The organism is Paenibacillus sp. FSL H8-0315, from assembly GCF_038005365.1.
In the GTDB taxonomy this organism is placed as follows: domain Bacteria; phylum Bacillota; class Bacilli; order Paenibacillales; family Paenibacillaceae; genus Paenibacillus_AQ; species Paenibacillus_AQ odorifer.
In genome coordinates this window covers 6,335,202-6,351,173 of sequence record NZ_JBBOTA010000001.1, presented here as the reverse complement: position 1 = coordinate 6,351,173, position 15,972 = coordinate 6,335,202, and the positions used below count along the sequence as shown (strand labels likewise).

General features: G+C 41.9%; 18 protein-coding genes. 1 reads left to right on the top strand and 17 read right to left on the bottom strand.

Going from position 1 to position 15,972, the window contains the following annotated elements:
* Window positions 1-41 precede the first annotated feature (41 nt).
* Window positions 42-611, bottom strand: a complete 570-nt coding sequence (locus MHB56_RS27740) for a TetR/AcrR family transcriptional regulator (RefSeq protein WP_339173948.1) — start codon at window positions 609-611, stop codon at window positions 42-44.
* 1,527 nt (window positions 612-2,138) lie between these two features.
* On the opposite strand from MHB56_RS27740, the gene MHB56_RS27735 reads away from it, so the two are divergent.
* Complete coding sequence (locus tag MHB56_RS27735; RefSeq protein WP_341144248.1) at window positions 2,139-2,573, top strand: DUF4395 domain-containing protein; 435 nt, start codon at window positions 2,139-2,141, stop codon at window positions 2,571-2,573.
* A gap of 11 nt (window positions 2,574-2,584) precedes the next feature.
* On the opposite strand, the gene MHB56_RS27730 is transcribed toward MHB56_RS27735, so the two are convergent.
* From MHB56_RS27730 to mraY, 16 genes are all read right to left on the bottom strand, one after another.
* Window positions 2,585-3,118 carry a hypothetical protein gene (locus tag MHB56_RS27730; protein WP_076126201.1) on the bottom strand — a complete coding sequence of 178 codons (534 nt, stop codon included), beginning with the start codon at window positions 3,116-3,118 and terminating at the stop codon, window positions 2,585-2,587.
* A gap of 64 nt (window positions 3,119-3,182) precedes the next feature.
* Window positions 3,183-3,602, bottom strand: coding sequence for an NUDIX hydrolase (locus tag MHB56_RS27725; protein ID WP_339190857.1), 420 nt, complete (start codon window positions 3,600-3,602; stop codon window positions 3,183-3,185).
* A gap of 48 nt (window positions 3,603-3,650) precedes the next feature.
* A complete protein-coding gene (locus MHB56_RS27720) occupies window positions 3,651-4,526 on the bottom strand; it encodes a serine/threonine protein kinase (RefSeq protein WP_340975890.1) in 876 nt (291 codons plus the stop codon).
* A gap of 46 nt (window positions 4,527-4,572) precedes the next feature.
* Window positions 4,573-4,842: a PQ-loop domain-containing transporter gene (locus tag MHB56_RS27715; RefSeq protein ID WP_076126195.1), complete on the bottom strand. Its 270-nt coding sequence runs from the start codon at window positions 4,840-4,842 to the stop codon at window positions 4,573-4,575.
* An 80-nt stretch (window positions 4,843-4,922) separates the two neighbouring features.
* A complete protein-coding gene (locus MHB56_RS27710) occupies window positions 4,923-5,912 on the bottom strand; it encodes an ROK family protein (RefSeq protein WP_341144247.1) in 990 nt (329 codons plus the stop codon).
* Window positions 5,913-5,948: 36 nt separating this feature from the next.
* Window positions 5,949-7,448: a MocR-like pyridoxine biosynthesis transcription factor PdxR gene (gene pdxR, locus MHB56_RS27705; protein ID WP_341144246.1), complete on the bottom strand. Its 1,500-nt coding sequence runs from the start codon at window positions 7,446-7,448 to the stop codon at window positions 5,949-5,951.
* Window positions 7,449-7,479: 31 nt separating this feature from the next.
* Window positions 7,480-7,791, bottom strand: coding sequence for an AzlD domain-containing protein (locus MHB56_RS27700; RefSeq protein WP_036686713.1), 312 nt, complete (start codon window positions 7,789-7,791; stop codon window positions 7,480-7,482).
* Window positions 7,788-8,504 (bottom strand): AzlC family ABC transporter permease, encoded by a 717-nt coding sequence (locus tag MHB56_RS27695; protein WP_076126189.1) that lies wholly within the window; start codon window positions 8,502-8,504, stop codon window positions 7,788-7,790. The genes MHB56_RS27700 and MHB56_RS27695 overlap by 4 nt, the downstream gene beginning before the upstream one ends.
* Window positions 8,505-8,652: 148 nt before the next feature.
* Window positions 8,653-9,756 (bottom strand): PRK06851 family protein, encoded by a 1,104-nt coding sequence (locus MHB56_RS27690; RefSeq protein WP_076305480.1) that lies wholly within the window; start codon window positions 9,754-9,756, stop codon window positions 8,653-8,655.
* A 135-nt stretch (window positions 9,757-9,891) separates the two neighbouring features.
* Window positions 9,892-11,424 (bottom strand): M56 family metallopeptidase, encoded by a 1,533-nt coding sequence (locus tag MHB56_RS27685; RefSeq protein WP_341144245.1) that lies wholly within the window; start codon window positions 11,422-11,424, stop codon window positions 9,892-9,894.
* Between the two features lie 11 nt (window positions 11,425-11,435).
* Window positions 11,436-11,795 (bottom strand): BlaI/MecI/CopY family transcriptional regulator, encoded by a 360-nt coding sequence (locus tag MHB56_RS27680; RefSeq protein WP_076126183.1) that lies wholly within the window; start codon window positions 11,793-11,795, stop codon window positions 11,436-11,438.
* A 207-nt stretch (window positions 11,796-12,002) separates the two neighbouring features.
* The gene (locus MHB56_RS27675; RefSeq protein ID WP_076126240.1) at window positions 12,003-12,443 is read right to left on the bottom strand and encodes an NUDIX hydrolase; all 441 of its coding nucleotides are present in this window, start codon (window positions 12,441-12,443) and stop codon (window positions 12,003-12,005) included.
* A 67-nt stretch (window positions 12,444-12,510) separates the two neighbouring features.
* Entirely contained in the window at window positions 12,511-13,131 is a 621-nt protein-coding gene (locus MHB56_RS27670; RefSeq protein ID WP_076126181.1) for a thermonuclease family protein, read from the bottom strand.
* A 152-nt stretch (window positions 13,132-13,283) separates the two neighbouring features.
* Complete coding sequence (locus MHB56_RS27665; protein ID WP_248548176.1) at window positions 13,284-14,447, bottom strand: MFS transporter; 1,164 nt, start codon at window positions 14,445-14,447, stop codon at window positions 13,284-13,286.
* 81 nt (window positions 14,448-14,528) lie between these two features.
* The gene (locus MHB56_RS27660; RefSeq protein WP_076190171.1) at window positions 14,529-14,840 is read right to left on the bottom strand and encodes an ArsR/SmtB family transcription factor; all 312 of its coding nucleotides are present in this window, start codon (window positions 14,838-14,840) and stop codon (window positions 14,529-14,531) included.
* A gap of 106 nt (window positions 14,841-14,946) precedes the next feature.
* Window positions 14,947-15,900 carry a phospho-N-acetylmuramoyl-pentapeptide-transferase gene (mraY, locus tag MHB56_RS27655; protein WP_076183800.1) on the bottom strand — a complete coding sequence of 318 codons (954 nt, stop codon included), beginning with the start codon at window positions 15,898-15,900 and terminating at the stop codon, window positions 14,947-14,949.
* Window positions 15,901-15,972: the final 72 nt, after the last annotated feature.

The window sequence follows — 15,972 nt, the reverse complement described above, 5'->3', positions numbered from 1 at the left end:
CACCCTTAATCCTCCTGATAATCTTATCTATTTGTCTGTATCTAACCAAGTATTACTGGGATAAACTTTGCCGCCGCGAGAAGCGGTTGTTCCTCCCGAAAAGTCAGCGTCTGGAGAAGCGCCCCTTCAAATAAAGAGATTACCACTGAAGCCATATCGGCCGCGGGCCTGTTCTCTACGCCCTCATCCAAAAGACGTTTCTTGATCACATCCTGCAAGTCCATAAACACAGATTTACATGCAGTCCGCAGCTCCTCACTAATACAGGATGTCTCCGCCGCCAACCAAAAACTAAACGGAACAATCCCCTCGTATGAGGATTCCACAGCATCTTTAGCCATTCCTAAAATGAAATCCTCCATTGCCTCAGACGCACTCTTGCTGTTCTCCATATGATGTCTAAGCTTCTGAGCGACAACTTCACTAGTCCGGTTAATACATGTTAAAGCCAGTTCTTCTTTACCGTGAGGAAAGTAGTAATAAAGAGACCCCTTCGGTGAATCGCTGTCTTTAATAATCTGATTCAGTCCTGTTGCATGATATCCCTGAGAAAAAAACAATTTCGAAGCTGTGTCCAAAATCGCCTCACGCGTATTCGGCTTGTTCGACAAGCTGACACTTCCTTTGCATTATAACAATTGGTCTACATAATAAAACCATATTTCAAAGAGATATGTCAACACATAAATTACTTAAATTCAAAGTAATTTTGGTGGAAGATCGTGGGGGTTGGGTTGGGTGGGTTGGGTTAGCTCCATCCTCCCTGTCGGACTCAGATGCTGCTATTTGCGCTAAATCATGTCTTTTCACAATTTATCGGACCTCACCGTCGCTATTCCCCTCAAACCGGACTGTTTTCATCCCTTTTTGTACACTTAGCTGCATTGGGGTCCGATAATTACTCAAAAGGTTACTTTTCCAGCATATAAGGACTCTGGGGTCCGATAGCTCCTAACTTCGTACATCCTTCTACTTCACATTTACTTCTCATCGAGCTATTAGCTTCATTAGATCGCACACTTGCCTCACACTATTTCCGCGCTTGCATTTGTCCGTCTACTCCCTTGCTTCACACTTACTCCCACACTTTTGTTTTCCCTGTACTACACTTGCTCTCAAGCTAACATTCCTATCGGACTCAGATGCAGCTATTTGCGCTAAAACATGCTTTTGGGCTCATTTTCGGACCTGAGCGCCGCTATTCCCCTGAAACCGGACTGTTTTCATCCCTTTTTGTGCTCATAGCTGCATTGGGGTCCGATAATTACTCAAAAGGTTACTTTTCCAGCATATAAGGACTCTGGGGTCCGATAGCTCCTAACTTCGAACATCCTTCTACTTCACATTTACTTCTCATTGAGCTATTAGCTTCATTAGGTCGCACACATGCCTCACACTATTTCCGCGCATGCATTTGTCCGTGTACTCCCTTGCTTCACACTTACTACCACACTTTTGTTTTCCCTGTACTACACTTGCTCTCAAGCTAACATTCCTATCGGACTCAGATGCAGCTATTTGCGCTAAATCATGTCTTTTCACAATTTATCGGACCTCACCGTCGCTATTCCACTCCAACCGAACTGTTTTCATCCCTTTTTGTGCTCATAGCTGCATTGGGGTCCGTTAATCTTTCAAAAGGTTACTTTTCCAGCAAATAAGGACTCTGGGGTCCGATGGAGTGAATGAGATGAGGTGAAGGAGATGGTGTAAAGGAGATGGTGTAAAGCAGATGGTGTGCAGGAGATGGTGTGAACGAGAGAAGGCCCAATGTGCTGTGGAGAGGAGGTGAGGACGTAATGTGCTGGGTGGGTGGATGATATTAATGTCCATCTGTATTTTGGCAATAAATTACTACCTGCCTCCATCCAGCCCATCTGCTCCATCTGCTCCATCTGCTCCCACTCGCCCCATTTGCTCCATCTGCCCCCATCTAGCCCGTCTGCTTCATCCGCCCATCTGCTCCACCTACCTCCATACGCCCCATATTCCCCATCCGCTTCCAGCCATCTCCATACCTTCTCTCTCCCTCACTAAATTAACTCCCGACACCCCACGTCCGCTTGAAATTATCTACTTCCCATTCCCACAATCACAGCGTATACTATAATTATTCCAATGAGAAAGGTGTGAATAAAATGCAAAACGTGCCCAAAGGAATTCCCCGGTCATTAGTAAAAACTAATCAGGCGTTTATCGTCATTTCTGTAATATTAACCTGGCTAACAGGACAACACTGGATACTAGCGCTGCCCTTGTTAGCCGGATTGCTCGGTCTTTTGTTCGGTTATAATCCCATCATTAAGCTAGCTGCCAGGTTTCTGACAAAAGAGCGTTCCCACTATGTACTCGAAGACTGGTCACAACAACAGTTTAATCAAAGCATAGCTGTCTTCTGCCTCGCAGGGGGTCTCATCAGCTTCATCGTTGGCTGGACGATCGCAGCTTACATTTTCACAGCGCTCGTTGCGGTGGCCGCCACTGTGGCAATCCTAGGTTTTTGTATCGGATGTTTTATCCATTATCAATGGAGAATGTACAATTATAGACGTAAACAAAGCAGCACAAATTAAATTTGTTAATTTTAATCTCTCTCTTCTCCAACAACATCCCAGCGATGGCGAAATTTTAGTAACCGTGGATGCAGTGATGAAGGTGCAGCTGGCAACAATAACCGAATCTTTACAATCCACTCTTCAAAAGAAGAATAAGACGCGAACTGATTCGCCACCTCAGGCGTTAAATACAGAAAAATCGGCGAAGGATAGATCTCCAAAAGATGCCGCAACGCTGAATCAAGCGGAGTATACTTCTTTCGCTTCCCTTCCAAACTCTCTACCGTGATAAAGCTACGCCCTTGCTCCCTTTTCCATTCATGCAGCCGGTCCTCTCGCTTATAATAAGCGCTCACCGGCTCTTTGGTCATCCGTCGCACCGTTTCCTCATGAAGTGGATATAACACCAGTTTGGTGAAACGCCGGTCAGTTGCAGTTTTCGCCGCCACTTCAAGCTCTTGATCTGTTATATGTTCAAAAGAGTCGTAAAACACTAAAGTCCCTTTACGTTGCTCAACTGGTGGCTCATAGCCATAGGGTACATGCTGAATGTCTCTTTTCAATGAAATCCCTCCTGCTTGTTCTATTTATTAATCATATCATGTGACAACAGCAGGGCTATCATTCTTATCCTACAGCTGAAGATGAATGGTTAATGAAATCCTGAACTATTGATATCAAGGCTGGGTAAATCAAGGGATACGTCAGTTCTTTTGGTATCTCAGTAAATCCTCTGATTTCTGCCATCTCATAAGGAGGAAGTTCTGCGAACTGTTCCACATTTGCAAAATATAACTTACCATAATTTTCTGGAGCGTCGATACTAGTGACCCTATAAATAGCTATTGGAAAAAGTAAGAATTGTTCCGCACCCGTTTCTTCATATAATTCTCTGGCAGCAGCCTGCTCCGGGATTTCGCCAACCTCTATATGCCCTCCGGCAAACTCCCACGTCGAACGGTTCTGATGTCTCGCTAAGATCCATTCTTCACCATGTTTAACCATAATAACAACGTACTTCAGCTCAACTTCTTTTTCCTTATCCAACTCAAAAAAGTTTACCTGCAAATTATATCCCTCGCCTTCCCACCAGCCTCAAACATTTTTTGCCGCATCCCAAGCCAATTTAAATTCTGCTACATTCCGATACCGCTGCTCCCTCACCGCACTGACAGCCCGCAAAGCAACCTCGTAGAGGGCTTGGCTGGTTTCCCATTTTGCAAACGATCGATCGGATGCTCCTCCTAACAAAACAAATGCTGTGGCGCCCATATTAAATACATTCGTAACTTCATCAATCGGTGCATCCAAGATAAACTCTTCCGGTGACTTAAATCTGGATGAACCCCAGAAGTTCTCTCCTAGATCATTTACAGTAGGCTTACGTCTATAATAATCAATATCACAAATTTTAGTTTCATCGTTTACAAAATCATATAGAATACTTCCATCATAAAAATCGACAGCCACATAACCCTGTAACTCCACATATTCATGAAACGAAAAGATTACATCTAATGAAGACAGACGTTTTTCAACGGATAATTGCTTATAACGAAAAAAAGGCGACTCCGGATGACTCAGCTTCGCTTCTCCCGCAAACAGCCAATGCGAATGTAAACATTCACCTGCAAACCAATCAAAGACTGCTACATACCCCGACTCAACTTCAAAATGCGACAGTAGCGTGATCAGCGCATCATATCTAAGTTCGTTATATAACGGAATAGCTTCAATTAAACGGTTAACAGCATCCTGAGGATTCCCGGCATAAGTCAAAGGTTTCGCCCCAGCAAATTTCACAAAATACTTCTTCCCATCCTGCTCCACGCCAAAAGAAAGATTTCCGGAGTCTTGCTGATCGAACACTTTAAACACTTTTCCCAGCTTAGTTAACCAAGCAAAATCACAGGCTTCCTGTAATTGAAAAGTTATCGCATCGATTTCATATGTATAATTTTTTTCGCGCAAATTAACCTCCTGCATTCACTTTCTAGATTAAATTTATAAGCTTCATTCATGGTCTTGTTCGATATTTAATCACTAGAATAATAACCAGCAATACAACACATAAAGACATCGTATTCGTAATCAAAAAAGCTAATCCAACCCCCGTAACCGCCAAACTGATCGCATAAGCTTCCATTAGACTAATCCCGAGCAGCATAAGTAAATACGATTTGAGATTTAAATCGGCTACGGATTTTGATTTGAGGATTTGAACAATCTGCGGGATCCATCCCAAAGAAAGAATCACTCCACCTATTAATTGCATGATTGCAAACATAAGAGCACCTCCACGGTTTTATACAGTTGTATTCCGGGCGGCTCGATCTGGTTCCATTTCATGTAAAAAAACAATTAACACTAAGCAAAGTTTAATTTCCCTGCATCTTGCAGCTTACTATACGCATAAGAGGCCGCACCTATAGTTCCTGCTCGACTCCCAAGCTCTGCTTGAACAATTTTACACTTACTTCTTGATAGCTTCAACGCATGCTGATGCACAGTCTCTCTTACAGGTTGGAGCAATTTATCTCCCGCCGCTGCCATTCCCCCACCTACAATAATAAGATCCGGGTTGAGGATATTCACAACATTCGCTAATCCAAATCCAAGTATAGTTCCAGTCTCCTGCATTACTTCCATAGAGAGAGCGTCTCCAAGTTCGTAAGCCTCAGATATCATTAACGCGGTAATTTGCTCAACTTGATCCTTAGTCCAAGTCTGAATAATACTTGTTCGACCTTCTTTCAGCTTCTCTTTAAAAGTATTCACCATGCCAATCGCGGACACATATCGCCCCAAACAACCGGAACTTCCACATTTGCAGGGACGCCCGTGCCTGTACATATTCATATGCCCAATTTCACCAGCGCTATAAGACGTACCGTAGATCACTTTTCCGTCGTTCACAATACCCGACCCTAATCCCGTTCCCAAGGTAATCAGAACCAGATTGTTATACCCTCTTCCTGCACCTTGTTGCCATTCACCATAAAGATTAACCCTAACATCGTTATCAATAAAAGTAGGAAAGTCATAGAATTTTTTCATCTCATCTACAACATGTACATGCTCCCAATCCGGAAAATTCGGTGAGAAAAAAGAAATTCCGGTTACCGGATCAAGTAATCCTGGCACTCCGATTCCCATTCCTTCTACCAAATCTAATGCAATATTCGCTTCATCCGTGATTAAACGTACAGCTTCTCTAATCCGTCCCAACACATGGGCCGGGCCCTTAGCAGCCTCTGTTGGTATAGATCTTTCTTTTACAGCTATAAAATCAGTATCGTAAATCCCTACTTTAATATTGGTTCCGCCAAGATCAATCCCTATCATATACCGTTTCATAAAAACCTCCAGAATTAGATATTCTATCGCTTTCGATTAAGTTCTAGTACTAACTGCCGCTTCCGTTTCAGCTAACATCAAGCGGTTCACACCCATCTTAATCTGATTCTCGGTGAGATTAGAATATCCAAGTAGAAAGACAGGACCTTGAGGTTTACTGCCCACAAAATAAGAAGACGCAGGATAGACCCGAACTCCATATCGTAACGCCAATTCAGCTATACGATGCTCTTCGGCATTGGATTCCAGTTCAATTAATAAATGAAGACCCGCCTCTTCCCCATAATAGCGTACACGACTGCCAAATTCAGCATCTAAACTTTTTACTAGACAAGCCCTGCGGGCAGCATAAAGTTTCCCCATCTGCGTAACATGCCTTGCATAATGTCCATTCTGAATAAATTCCGCCAACGCTTCCTGATCCAGAGCAGAAGACATACGATCTGTTATCCATTTGACCGCCAAAAAAGGTTGAATCAAAGTCGGAGGCAATACAACATAACCTATGCGCAGAGAAGGAAATAACACTTTACTAAAACTGCCTACATAAATTACTCTACCGTCAACATCTAGTCCAGCAAGTGATGATAGCTTCGGACCCTCGTACCTGTATTCACTATCATAATCATCTTCAATAATAAAAGCTTGATTGGCTTTGGCCCATTCCAGTAACTGCACTCTTCGTTTCATCGACAGGGTCACCCCGTAAGGAAACTGATGCGAAGGAGTGACATAAGCTAGTTTTGGTTTTTTATGAGGATCTTCTTTGATGGTATCACAGCTTGCTTGGAGCTCATCTACACAGATACCCTCTAGGTCAACTCTGATGGGTGTAACCACCGCTCCAGCGAACGAAAAAATCTCCCGCACAACGTTATGTGATGGATCTTCAACAATAACATGATCACCTTTTGAAACAAAAATTCTCGATAATATATCCAATGCCTGCGTTGCCCCGGATGTAATCACAATTTGCTCCGGAACCACGGGCATCGAACGTGTGGACCGTAATAAACGTGCAATCTCTTGGCGTAGTCCCAAAGAGCCCTCGACCGGGCCGTAACCCAAAGTATCAGGAGATGCACGACGACAGGCATTCATTAATGCTTTTTGCCACTGATCCATTGGAAAAGCGTCCCATGCAGGTACACCGTGCCGAAAATTACATAATACTGTGTTCAAGTCGTTTTCTATAATAGAAGAAGGATTGAGTGTAAGGAAATCAGGACCTTTCGTTATAAAATTGTAAGGGTTCTCAGAATCCTGGGGGGCTTTCTCCTCCACCGGCAGCCCCGCTATATAGGTTCCTGCCCCTTTTCTCATCTCCAGATAACCCTCTGCTTGAAGTAGCTCGTAGGATTGAAGAATTACACTTCTGGATACTTCCAGTTGATTGGCCAAAGTCCTTGATGGAGGCAGTGAATCCCCCCCACTTAAAGCTCCTGAATGGATAGCATTACGAACCTGCTCATAAATTTGACGGCTTAATGGAATAGGTCTTTGTTTATCGAGAGTAATCAGCAATTCATGCTTCATAAGATTTCCTACCCTTCTAATCCGGGTTTTCTTAATGGTTCATAGTAAGGATTTTTACAATTAGTGCTGCAGAAACAGCGCCTAAGATCACGAGTAACAGCGGGATTTTCCTAATTAATACCAGTATAACAGCGACTATACCCGAAGCGATACCTACAAGATTGTCATCTGCGTCCACCTGAAATATCCCAGGAACCGTTAAAGCACTAAGAACCGCGATAGGCAAATATTCCAACAAAGCTTGGACTTTGGAAGAGCCATTCGTATGCTTTGTCAGCAGCAAAGGTACAAAACGAAATGAAAATGTAAGGATTGCCATCCCGATAATGATCAGAATAGTCATACGGATACCTCCTTTTCTACTTCAGCTTGCTCTCGAAATAAGGACCCTACTGCCATACCAATTAACATAGCTGCAAGTATCGAGGAGTTTCCAAGTACGGGATGTAGAAGCCATGAAGAACCCGCCGCTGCTAAACATATGGCCAAATTCCGAATGCTTCCCTTTAGTTGTGGCACTATTAGTGCTATCAGTAAGGCATATAATGAGGTGTTCAAAGCAGGTAAGTATATAGCCGGAATGTAGGATGCCAGCGATATTCCCGCAGCTGTTGCCAGCAAATTTGCTATATACGGAGGAATTTGTAGACCCAGCAAATATGGAAGAGTTATATTTTCTTTTGAATGATTGCGGGGGATCATACTAACAGCGTACACTTCTTCTGTTAAACTGAACCCAATCCAGACTTTGGCCAGCGGATTGATTGTACGGTCAAGCTGACTCCCAAAAGATAGGCTGATAAACAAATATCTTAAATTAATGATCAACGTAAGCAGCAGGATCATTGGAGCGGCGGCACCAGCGGCAAGCATTTTTACGCCAATAAATTGGCTGGCTCCCGCAAATACGAGCGCTGACAATAAGAACACTTCCAGACTCCCCAGGCCTAATCCCTTACCGACCAATCCAAACGTAAAACAAGCAGGAATAAATCCTGCAACAATAGCTACAGAATCCTTAAGACCCGTTCTAAACATCACTTTCTGATCACTCATAAGTTTCTCTCTCCCTTATCGTTGTCCCTAGAGAGAGCATACTTGGATACAATTCTGGTGGGAATAACCGCATGGGTGCGTAAGTACCATACCAATTTCTTGACATAGAAAAAAGACCGCCCGCTAAGAGAGCGATCTTTAATGAAGGTTAAACCTCCTGAGGACTTTCCACAATCCCGCTGATTTCTTGTTGAATTTGTGATTTAATCTGATCTACATGGTCAAAATCTGTAGCGGCGGCATAGATTGTCTTTAACTCATCCAAAAATACTTTGGCATCTGTCAGATGTTGAATGGATTGTTTCATGGTGCTGGAATATCTCTCTTTAATACTTGCGATGGCTTCGGCAAAAGCTTCATCCGTACCTGGCTGAATGCACCGTGAATACATATCAACAATCTCGTCGGTAGCACGGTCGGGAAAATACTCATGCGGAGCTGTGCTGTCAAAAATAGCAAACCCAAGCTCGCGTACGATAATCATATCAAGGCTGTTCGGATCGAAACCACAGTGGTAAATCTCAACATCGACACCACGTTTTATTCCTTCAGCCGCCAATTTTTTTAAAAGTGTAGATTTACCGGAACCCGCGCGACCTTTTACAAGATATCTTTTTAGCCCTGCGGTTAAATTAGGTACAAAATCCACTGCACCCTTAGGCGTAGCTGCACCTAAAAAACGGTGATCCACCCGGCTTACTTTTTCGAAGTTCTGATCACCATACAGAAGTTGAATATACTCCTGAGTCAGCTCATCAGCGGCTTGGAAATTCATTGTCGCAATATAAATCGCTTCCCATTCGTCATGAATGCGGAGTGCTTCAGCAAAGCCTGAATAAGCTAGTTCATGCTCTTCCGTGTACTGATCAACTAAGCTGTCGATCTCAACACAACGCTGGCTTAACTGGAGCGTATCGACGGCCTGCTCCAAATTCACATGTATGATGGCCTCTTCAGGCAATTCTGGCTTAATGACCCGTGGAGCCGTACCATCTATAATTCCTACTTTTAATTCAGGAATAACCACTCCGTCGAGTGAATCATTATCTGACGCCGCGTGAATTAACCAGATCTCATAACCTTGTTGAGCCAGAAGATCTCCAATTTCTCGAATGATTCTAGTTTTCCCCGTACCGGGGCCTCCTTTTAAAACAAACAAACGTGTTAAACCTTGCAATGACGACTCATAGAGGTTAGAGAAGCCGTGAGCTGTGTTACCGCCAGCAAAGAAATTCAGGATTGTTCCGTCCATAATCGCACACCTTTCCGGGCTGATGTCATGTTTCATTGTTCATCTTATTAACGTTCTGCGGGAAGGGTGACGCTTTAGAAATCGAAGTTAAGCAGGAATCTAACATTTATGTGACAACACACTCTTGGATTATTCTTAATTGTATTTGCTCAGTATCTCTTTCGCTTCCCTCTGCGTCATATTTCCTTGCTTGACTTGTTGCTCACAGTAAGGTTTAACCTTAGCAAGAAGCTCTTCCTTCGTGTCAAACGGGCCAAATGAGATAACCTCAACGTTGTCCGACGAAATGGTTTCACTGTAGACAGAAGTACTTATTTCAGTCGCATTAGAGGACAACATCATGTCGTCCTGACCATTCACGGTCTTTGAAATTTTTGTCCCGTTCTTAATATCAGCAAGATTTTTTTCATACCTAGCGATAACATCATCCACACGCTTCTGTGTCCATGTGAACCACCCATCTCCTGAGGTCCATGCTTTTCCTCCAATTATTTTTGGGAGTTCTATTTTTTCATCTTCGAGCCAAGCTTTGTATTCATCATAAGTCCACCATTCTACATCTGAAACGGGATATTTTGCTTCATACTCCACTTGGTTCATCCATGTCTTTCCTCCATTCGTTGAGTACTGAATATTATCATTGTCCCCACGAGTCAACACAGATGAATCTTGATTCGTGTTCAAGCCAGCAGACTTCGCTGAACTGGTTGCAAAAACAGCCGTAGCCCCAACAACTAAGACAATGGCTAGAACAGTCGCAGCGGTGGTCGTTTTTTTCATCTTCATAATCATCATAATCCTTTCTTCAATCGCATTTTTTGAAAAATGATTGCTTAAAGGGTTTAGCTTATTCTTTCGTTCTTCCATTGTTATAAGAGACATCGCATAAGCTCTTTTCGTTGTTTCGCCAAATGATCGCACAACCGTTTCATCACAGGAATGTTCAATATCACGATTAGCCAGCATATACATGACCCACACTAACGGGTTAAACCAATGAACACAGAGAACAGCTGTTAATATCAGCTTCGTTATCTGATCGAATCGTCGAATATGTACTAGTTCATGCATAAGAATGTATTGTATCTGCTCAATATTACTCCAGTCTGTATTTTTCGGCAGTAGGATTACTGGATGCTTAATTCCATAGGTTAGGGGTGAACGGATTAAATCCAATTGCCGGATCTGTATCGTGCGTGTCAACTTATGTTCATCTAGCCACTTCAAAGCAACTGGATGATCAACAGGCAAAGAAGCATGAAATTCTCTTCGACATTTCACATAAGTGATGATGAAGTACAATGCGGAAATAACCATACCCATTATCCAAATGACTAAGATAGACGAGATAGCAAAAGACAAATGGTTATTAATCGACTGAACCTCAGACGTCGAAGTCGAACCTACTAGATTCATGGGTAAGGTTAGAGGGGAGGACGGATTAACGAAAGTCACATTGTTCGAATTATTCAAAGGTAAACTATCAACCCATGTGTAAATACTAAATGGTGACGGCAAAGAAAAGGGAATCAGTAGTCTGTATACAACCCCCCCCCATAACACCATAAAGGTTTTCTTAGGCAGCTTATTGATGACCAGCGATCGAATGACAATAATAGCCACGATCATCACCGCAGCAGTAAAACTCATATTCATAAAGGTGCTCATAGGCCATCACCTCATTCAACGTTATCGACGATTTGTTTGAGCTTCTCAATCTGTTGAGCAGATAATTTCTTACGCCCAAGTAAGGATGCAAATAACTTGTCGACAGAACCATTGAACACCTTGTCAATCAGCTCATCTGTCTCCATTTCTTGTACCTGCACCTTAGCAATTAACGCATGACACATAAAATTAGGTTCATAGCGCTCAATTGCACCTTTACCAATACACTTTTTGATAACAGTATAAGTTGTATTCATATTCCAACCAATCTCAGCCTTCAAAATATCAGAAATTTGTTTGGCAGACCTATCTCCTTCTTTCCATAACACTTCCATTACTTTAAGTTCCGAATCAAAAAGTTTAATAGTCATTTAAATCATCTCCTTACACTATTGCAATAGTTTGGGTCTTGGATACAGACTACTCCAATAGTTTGACGAAGTCAACACTGCTGCTATAGTTATTTTCAACAGAAAAATTCGTGGTTGTACTGAAACTCCCGAGGAAATGGCCAAAATAAACTAAAGAAAGGGCTACCACTAGGCAGCCCTCTTTAATCTTTTGAATACCATCCGACATCACTTCACAAAACGATCCAAAAACCTCTTAATGACGGGAACATCTGGAGGAGACAGCTCGCTTGGCAATTCTGCATAATTAAAAAAACGCAATTCCTGCACTTCAATTCCATCTACCTTTAGCGCCCCATCAAAGTCTGTGCATAGATACGCAGCCACAACATTATATACTTCATCCCCGTGCGGGTATTTATAATAAAGATCTTTTCCAGAGAACATGTCGAACAATTCAAGACCTTTGGCTGTTAAGCCCGTTTCCTCAAAAAGCTCCCTCTTAGCGACCTCTTCTAAAGTCTCCCCAAGCTCCATCGAGCCACCTGGCAAACCCCAGCATCCGTTGTCCGTTCTACGTTGTAATAATAATTGATGATTGCTGCACAATAAAACACAGGCTCCTGCCATTATAAGCGGTCTGGTACCTACCAGCTTTCTTAACTCCATAATATAATCGCTCAAAAAACTACATCCTTTCTTCTAATAGGCTCAAATATCCTAAGCTAATTAAAGTTTATTTCTTTTTCTGCACATGAAAACCATTGTCTTGTGCGTAATTTTCAATGCTCCAAATACCTATTCCCCGCTCTCGCGCCTTATCCTGAATCGCTCGAAATTGATCTACGTATTTTGTATTAGGTGCAAATACATAGGCTACACGTGCATAACCCTGCTCTAGCAGAATCTCATTGAACATTTTCCCATCTATATAGAGGTAACAAAGTAGGCGGCCATATTTGTCCCGCTCCGATACATCAAGTTCAATTTGTACATCTTTATCCGTAAGCATCTTTTTGGCGAAATCAGAAGCTTCTAGCGAAAAGGGCTGTGGTTCGGGGATGTTCGGATTCACTGACTCTGGAGTATCAACCAGCAATAAACGAATGGTTTCCTTTTTGCCGCCTATAGTCAGCTTCATGGTGTCACCATCGACTACTCTTGTTACCTTTGCATCTATTAAACGTTTGTTGTCCTCTGTTGTATTGTCTGGCGTAGAACCCAATCCAGAACTGGAATCAGCCGTAATCGTTGGAACTGGCTCTAAAGTAATCTGCTCGGCTAAGTTGCAGGCAGTTGTTGTTCCAAGTAAGAGTGTGATAGCTAGAAAGCTTTTTACTAGATAAATCTTATTCATTGATAACCTCTTTCTTATACACGTATGTAATTTCATGGGGTCTATTAAAAATAAATTAAAAAACTTAAAAACACAAGACTGTACTACTAATCATAGAAAACAGCGACAGCCGTGTACCAGAAAAAAGATACTTGGCTATCGCTGTTTCGCCTTTACTCTACCCCGTTTAATTTGGAAATCTTTATTTTGATTATGATCGATAAGAAAGCAAGCAGGGAAAACATAATTCCGATCCAGATGAGTTGCTGTATTCCTGCATGAGAAATAAACCAGCCACCGATAGCAGTCCCTATAGTAATTCCAAGGTTGGAAAATGAGATAAACAAGCTGTTACCGAATTCGGGAGCTTCTTTCGCTTCGGTCGTTAACCATGCTTGACTGACAATCAGTCCGCCGGAATGCACTGCCCCCCAAATGATTATGATAACAACCATCGGAAGGAAATAAGAACCTAGATAATATACGAATAAGTAAGTTACCGCATATAACAATGGAAACATGATAACGGTCTTTGTAATGCCTTTATGCAAAAGGCTTCCAAATAAAAAATTCCCAAAAATCATGATTATCCCAAAGGCCATCAACATGATACTAATCCATGACCCGTTCATATGTGTTACCTGCCCAAGATATTCAGCAAAGTAACTGTACACAGAAAACATAGCTGCAAAGATAAAAATAACTGCCACAATATTTAACCACAATAGGGGTTTGCGTAAAATACCAAGTTGTTTACCATATGACATTTTTTCTTTAACTGGCATGGAAGGAAGCCAAGCTAGTATTCCTAAAAAGGCAATTATACTTACGACAGCTCCAAACAGAAAAGCGACTTCTAACGAAATTTTGTCCGCGAGATAAGAAGTCAAAGGCACACCAAAAGCAAACCCGACCGTTATTCCGGCGAAAACCTTTGTAACTGCTTTGGTGCTCTTTTCCGGAGGGACAAGTTGGGCAGCGGTAACAAGTGCAACTGAAAAAAACACGGGATGAAAAATAGCAGGGATAATACGGAAAATCAGCATTACTTCAAACATGGTCGTATACGCATAAACAATATTTGAAATTGCAAAAATAAGTACAGCAGTTAATAGAATTATTTTACGATTAATTCCAGAAGCCAATAAGGTCAGAAATGGACCTGAAATAGCAACAACTAAAGCAAATATACTTACAAGCCATCCAGACTGAGAAGTTGATATATTAAATTTTTGAGTTACCTGTGGCAGAACACCTATAATCCCCATTTCCGTTGTAATAATGCCAAATACGCCTAAAGCCAAAATAATAATAAGCAAAGGGTTAACCTTTTTCATTTTAAAATAATCCTCCATTTATATTTACATATTTAGATTTGTAGATATGTATTACCAAAAAAAAGCCCTTCCTCCTTTCTCCTATAGTTTCTCTTTAATATAATCGGAAAACTCTTGAATTGTCTTTTCGTTTCGACGATAATACGTCCACTTCCCAATTCGCTCAGATTCCAGCAAACCAGCTTTTTGCATAGTCAATAGATAGCTCGAAATAACCGACTGTGCAAGCCCCGCTTTAGCTTGAATATCTCCCACGCAAATCCCAATTTGAAAATTTAGGCCTTGTTGTAAATAAGGCTTTTCATCAAAAAATTCCTCGGGAGTTTTTAGCCACATCATAATTTGACTACGAGTCTCGTTAGACAACGCTTTGAATATCAATAAAGGTTCCATGTGTTCCATTATATCTACTTTTATAGATTTGTAAATACAAAAGATGCCGATGTCTCGTTGTTGCAATAACATTATGTAGAGTCATGTTTCGTATCGAATTGTTCGTTTAGTGAATTAAATATTTCCATATCAACCAGCACAGCAGTACGGATACCCACGAAATGAAACCGAAAATCATCACGATTTTGTTCTCACTCCATCCGTATTTTAAGCTGAAGTGGTAATGGATCGGAGCCATCCGGAATAGCCGCAGCTTCGTCCGTTTGTAGTACCAAACTTGTAAAATGACCGACAACTGCTCCGCAAAATAAATGAAAAATAAAATCGGAAGCAAGAGCTCAACCTTTTCAATGACAGCCAGAACGGAAAGGGAGCCACCGATGGCCAGTGATCCAGTATCGCCCATAAACGCTCTTGCAGGATAAATATTGTAAAGCAAAAGCCCTAGCAGACAACCGATCATAACAAGTGAAAATGTCTGCACTTCAGGTTTGTCCGAAATCATAAAAAAGAAAAAATACGACGGTATGGCAACATTGATCAATAGCCCATCGAGACCATCTGTAAAATTGATGGCATTCGCGGAGCCGACCACAAACAGCAAAATGATGGCCACATAAAGGTACACAGGCAACTGCAGATTTTGCCCTTTAAATAACTCGATATCACTCGTCAGGCCGAACGAATGGAACAACACATATAATATAATTCCAGTAAAAAGAAATTGAAGCACTAGTTTTGAGCGGCCGCTGATGCCGGATGGATTTTGCCAAAAAGCCTTTTTGAAATCATCCAAAAATCCGACTGAACTAAACAACAAAAACGTAACGCATAAGAGTAACATTAGAGGCCCGGGTTGAAACTGCAGCGAAATCGCTATCCCGATAAGCAGGATCAACCCTGCCATTAGTGGTGTACCCCGTTTGGCCTGATGATCTGCTGGAAGCTCGGCACGAATTGGCTGCGTTAACCTCAGTCTATGCAGCGTCCAGATCAATAGAGGCGTAAACACCGCCACCAGAAGAAAAGACAGGCCGGAAACAGCCAGAATTCCATACATATAACGAACTCCCCTCTTTGAAAAAGATCATTTATAATACTCACAAAATATTTCTAGAGTTAATGAGGTCGT

What these genes read in the sequence shown, in the direction of transcription:
- MHB56_RS27735 (WP_341144248.1), top strand. Translation starts at nt 2,139, where the DNA reads ATGCAAAACGTGCCCAAAGGAATTCCCCGGTCATTAGTAAAAACTAAT.
- MHB56_RS27715 (WP_076126195.1), bottom strand. Translation starts at nt 4,842, where the DNA reads ATGTTTGCAATCATGCAATTAATAGGTGGAGTGATTCTTTCTTTGGGA.
- MHB56_RS27710 (WP_341144247.1), bottom strand. Translation starts at nt 5,912, where the DNA reads ATGAAACGGTATATGATAGGGATTGATCTTGGCGGAACCAATATTAAA.
- pdxR (WP_341144246.1), bottom strand. Translation starts at nt 7,448, where the DNA reads ATGAAGCATGAATTGCTGATTACTCTCGATAAACAAAGACCTATTCCA.
- MHB56_RS27700 (WP_036686713.1), bottom strand. Translation starts at nt 7,791, where the DNA reads ATGACTATTCTGATCATTATCGGGATGGCAATCCTTACATTTTCATTT.
- MHB56_RS27695 (WP_076126189.1), bottom strand. Translation starts at nt 8,504, where the DNA reads ATGAGTGATCAGAAAGTGATGTTTAGAACGGGTCTTAAGGATTCTGTA.
- MHB56_RS27690 (WP_076305480.1), bottom strand. Translation starts at nt 9,756, where the DNA reads ATGGACGGAACAATCCTGAATTTCTTTGCTGGCGGTAACACAGCTCAC.
- MHB56_RS27685 (WP_341144245.1), bottom strand. Translation starts at nt 11,424, where the DNA reads ATGAGCACCTTTATGAATATGAGTTTTACTGCTGCGGTGATGATCGTG.
- MHB56_RS27680 (WP_076126183.1), bottom strand. Translation starts at nt 11,795, where the DNA reads ATGACTATTAAACTTTTTGATTCGGAACTTAAAGTAATGGAAGTGTTA.
- MHB56_RS27675 (WP_076126240.1), bottom strand. Translation starts at nt 12,443, where the DNA reads ATGGAGTTAAGAAAGCTGGTAGGTACCAGACCGCTTATAATGGCAGGA.
- MHB56_RS27670 (WP_076126181.1), bottom strand. Translation starts at nt 13,131, where the DNA reads ATGAATAAGATTTATCTAGTAAAAAGCTTTCTAGCTATCACACTCTTA.
- MHB56_RS27665 (WP_248548176.1), bottom strand. Translation starts at nt 14,447, where the DNA reads ATGAAAAAGGTTAACCCTTTGCTTATTATTATTTTGGCTTTAGGCGTA.
- MHB56_RS27660 (WP_076190171.1), bottom strand. Translation starts at nt 14,840, where the DNA reads ATGGAACCTTTATTGATATTCAAAGCGTTGTCTAACGAGACTCGTAGT.
- mraY (WP_076183800.1), bottom strand. Translation starts at nt 15,900, where the DNA reads ATGTATGGAATTCTGGCTGTTTCCGGCCTGTCTTTTCTTCTGGTGGCG.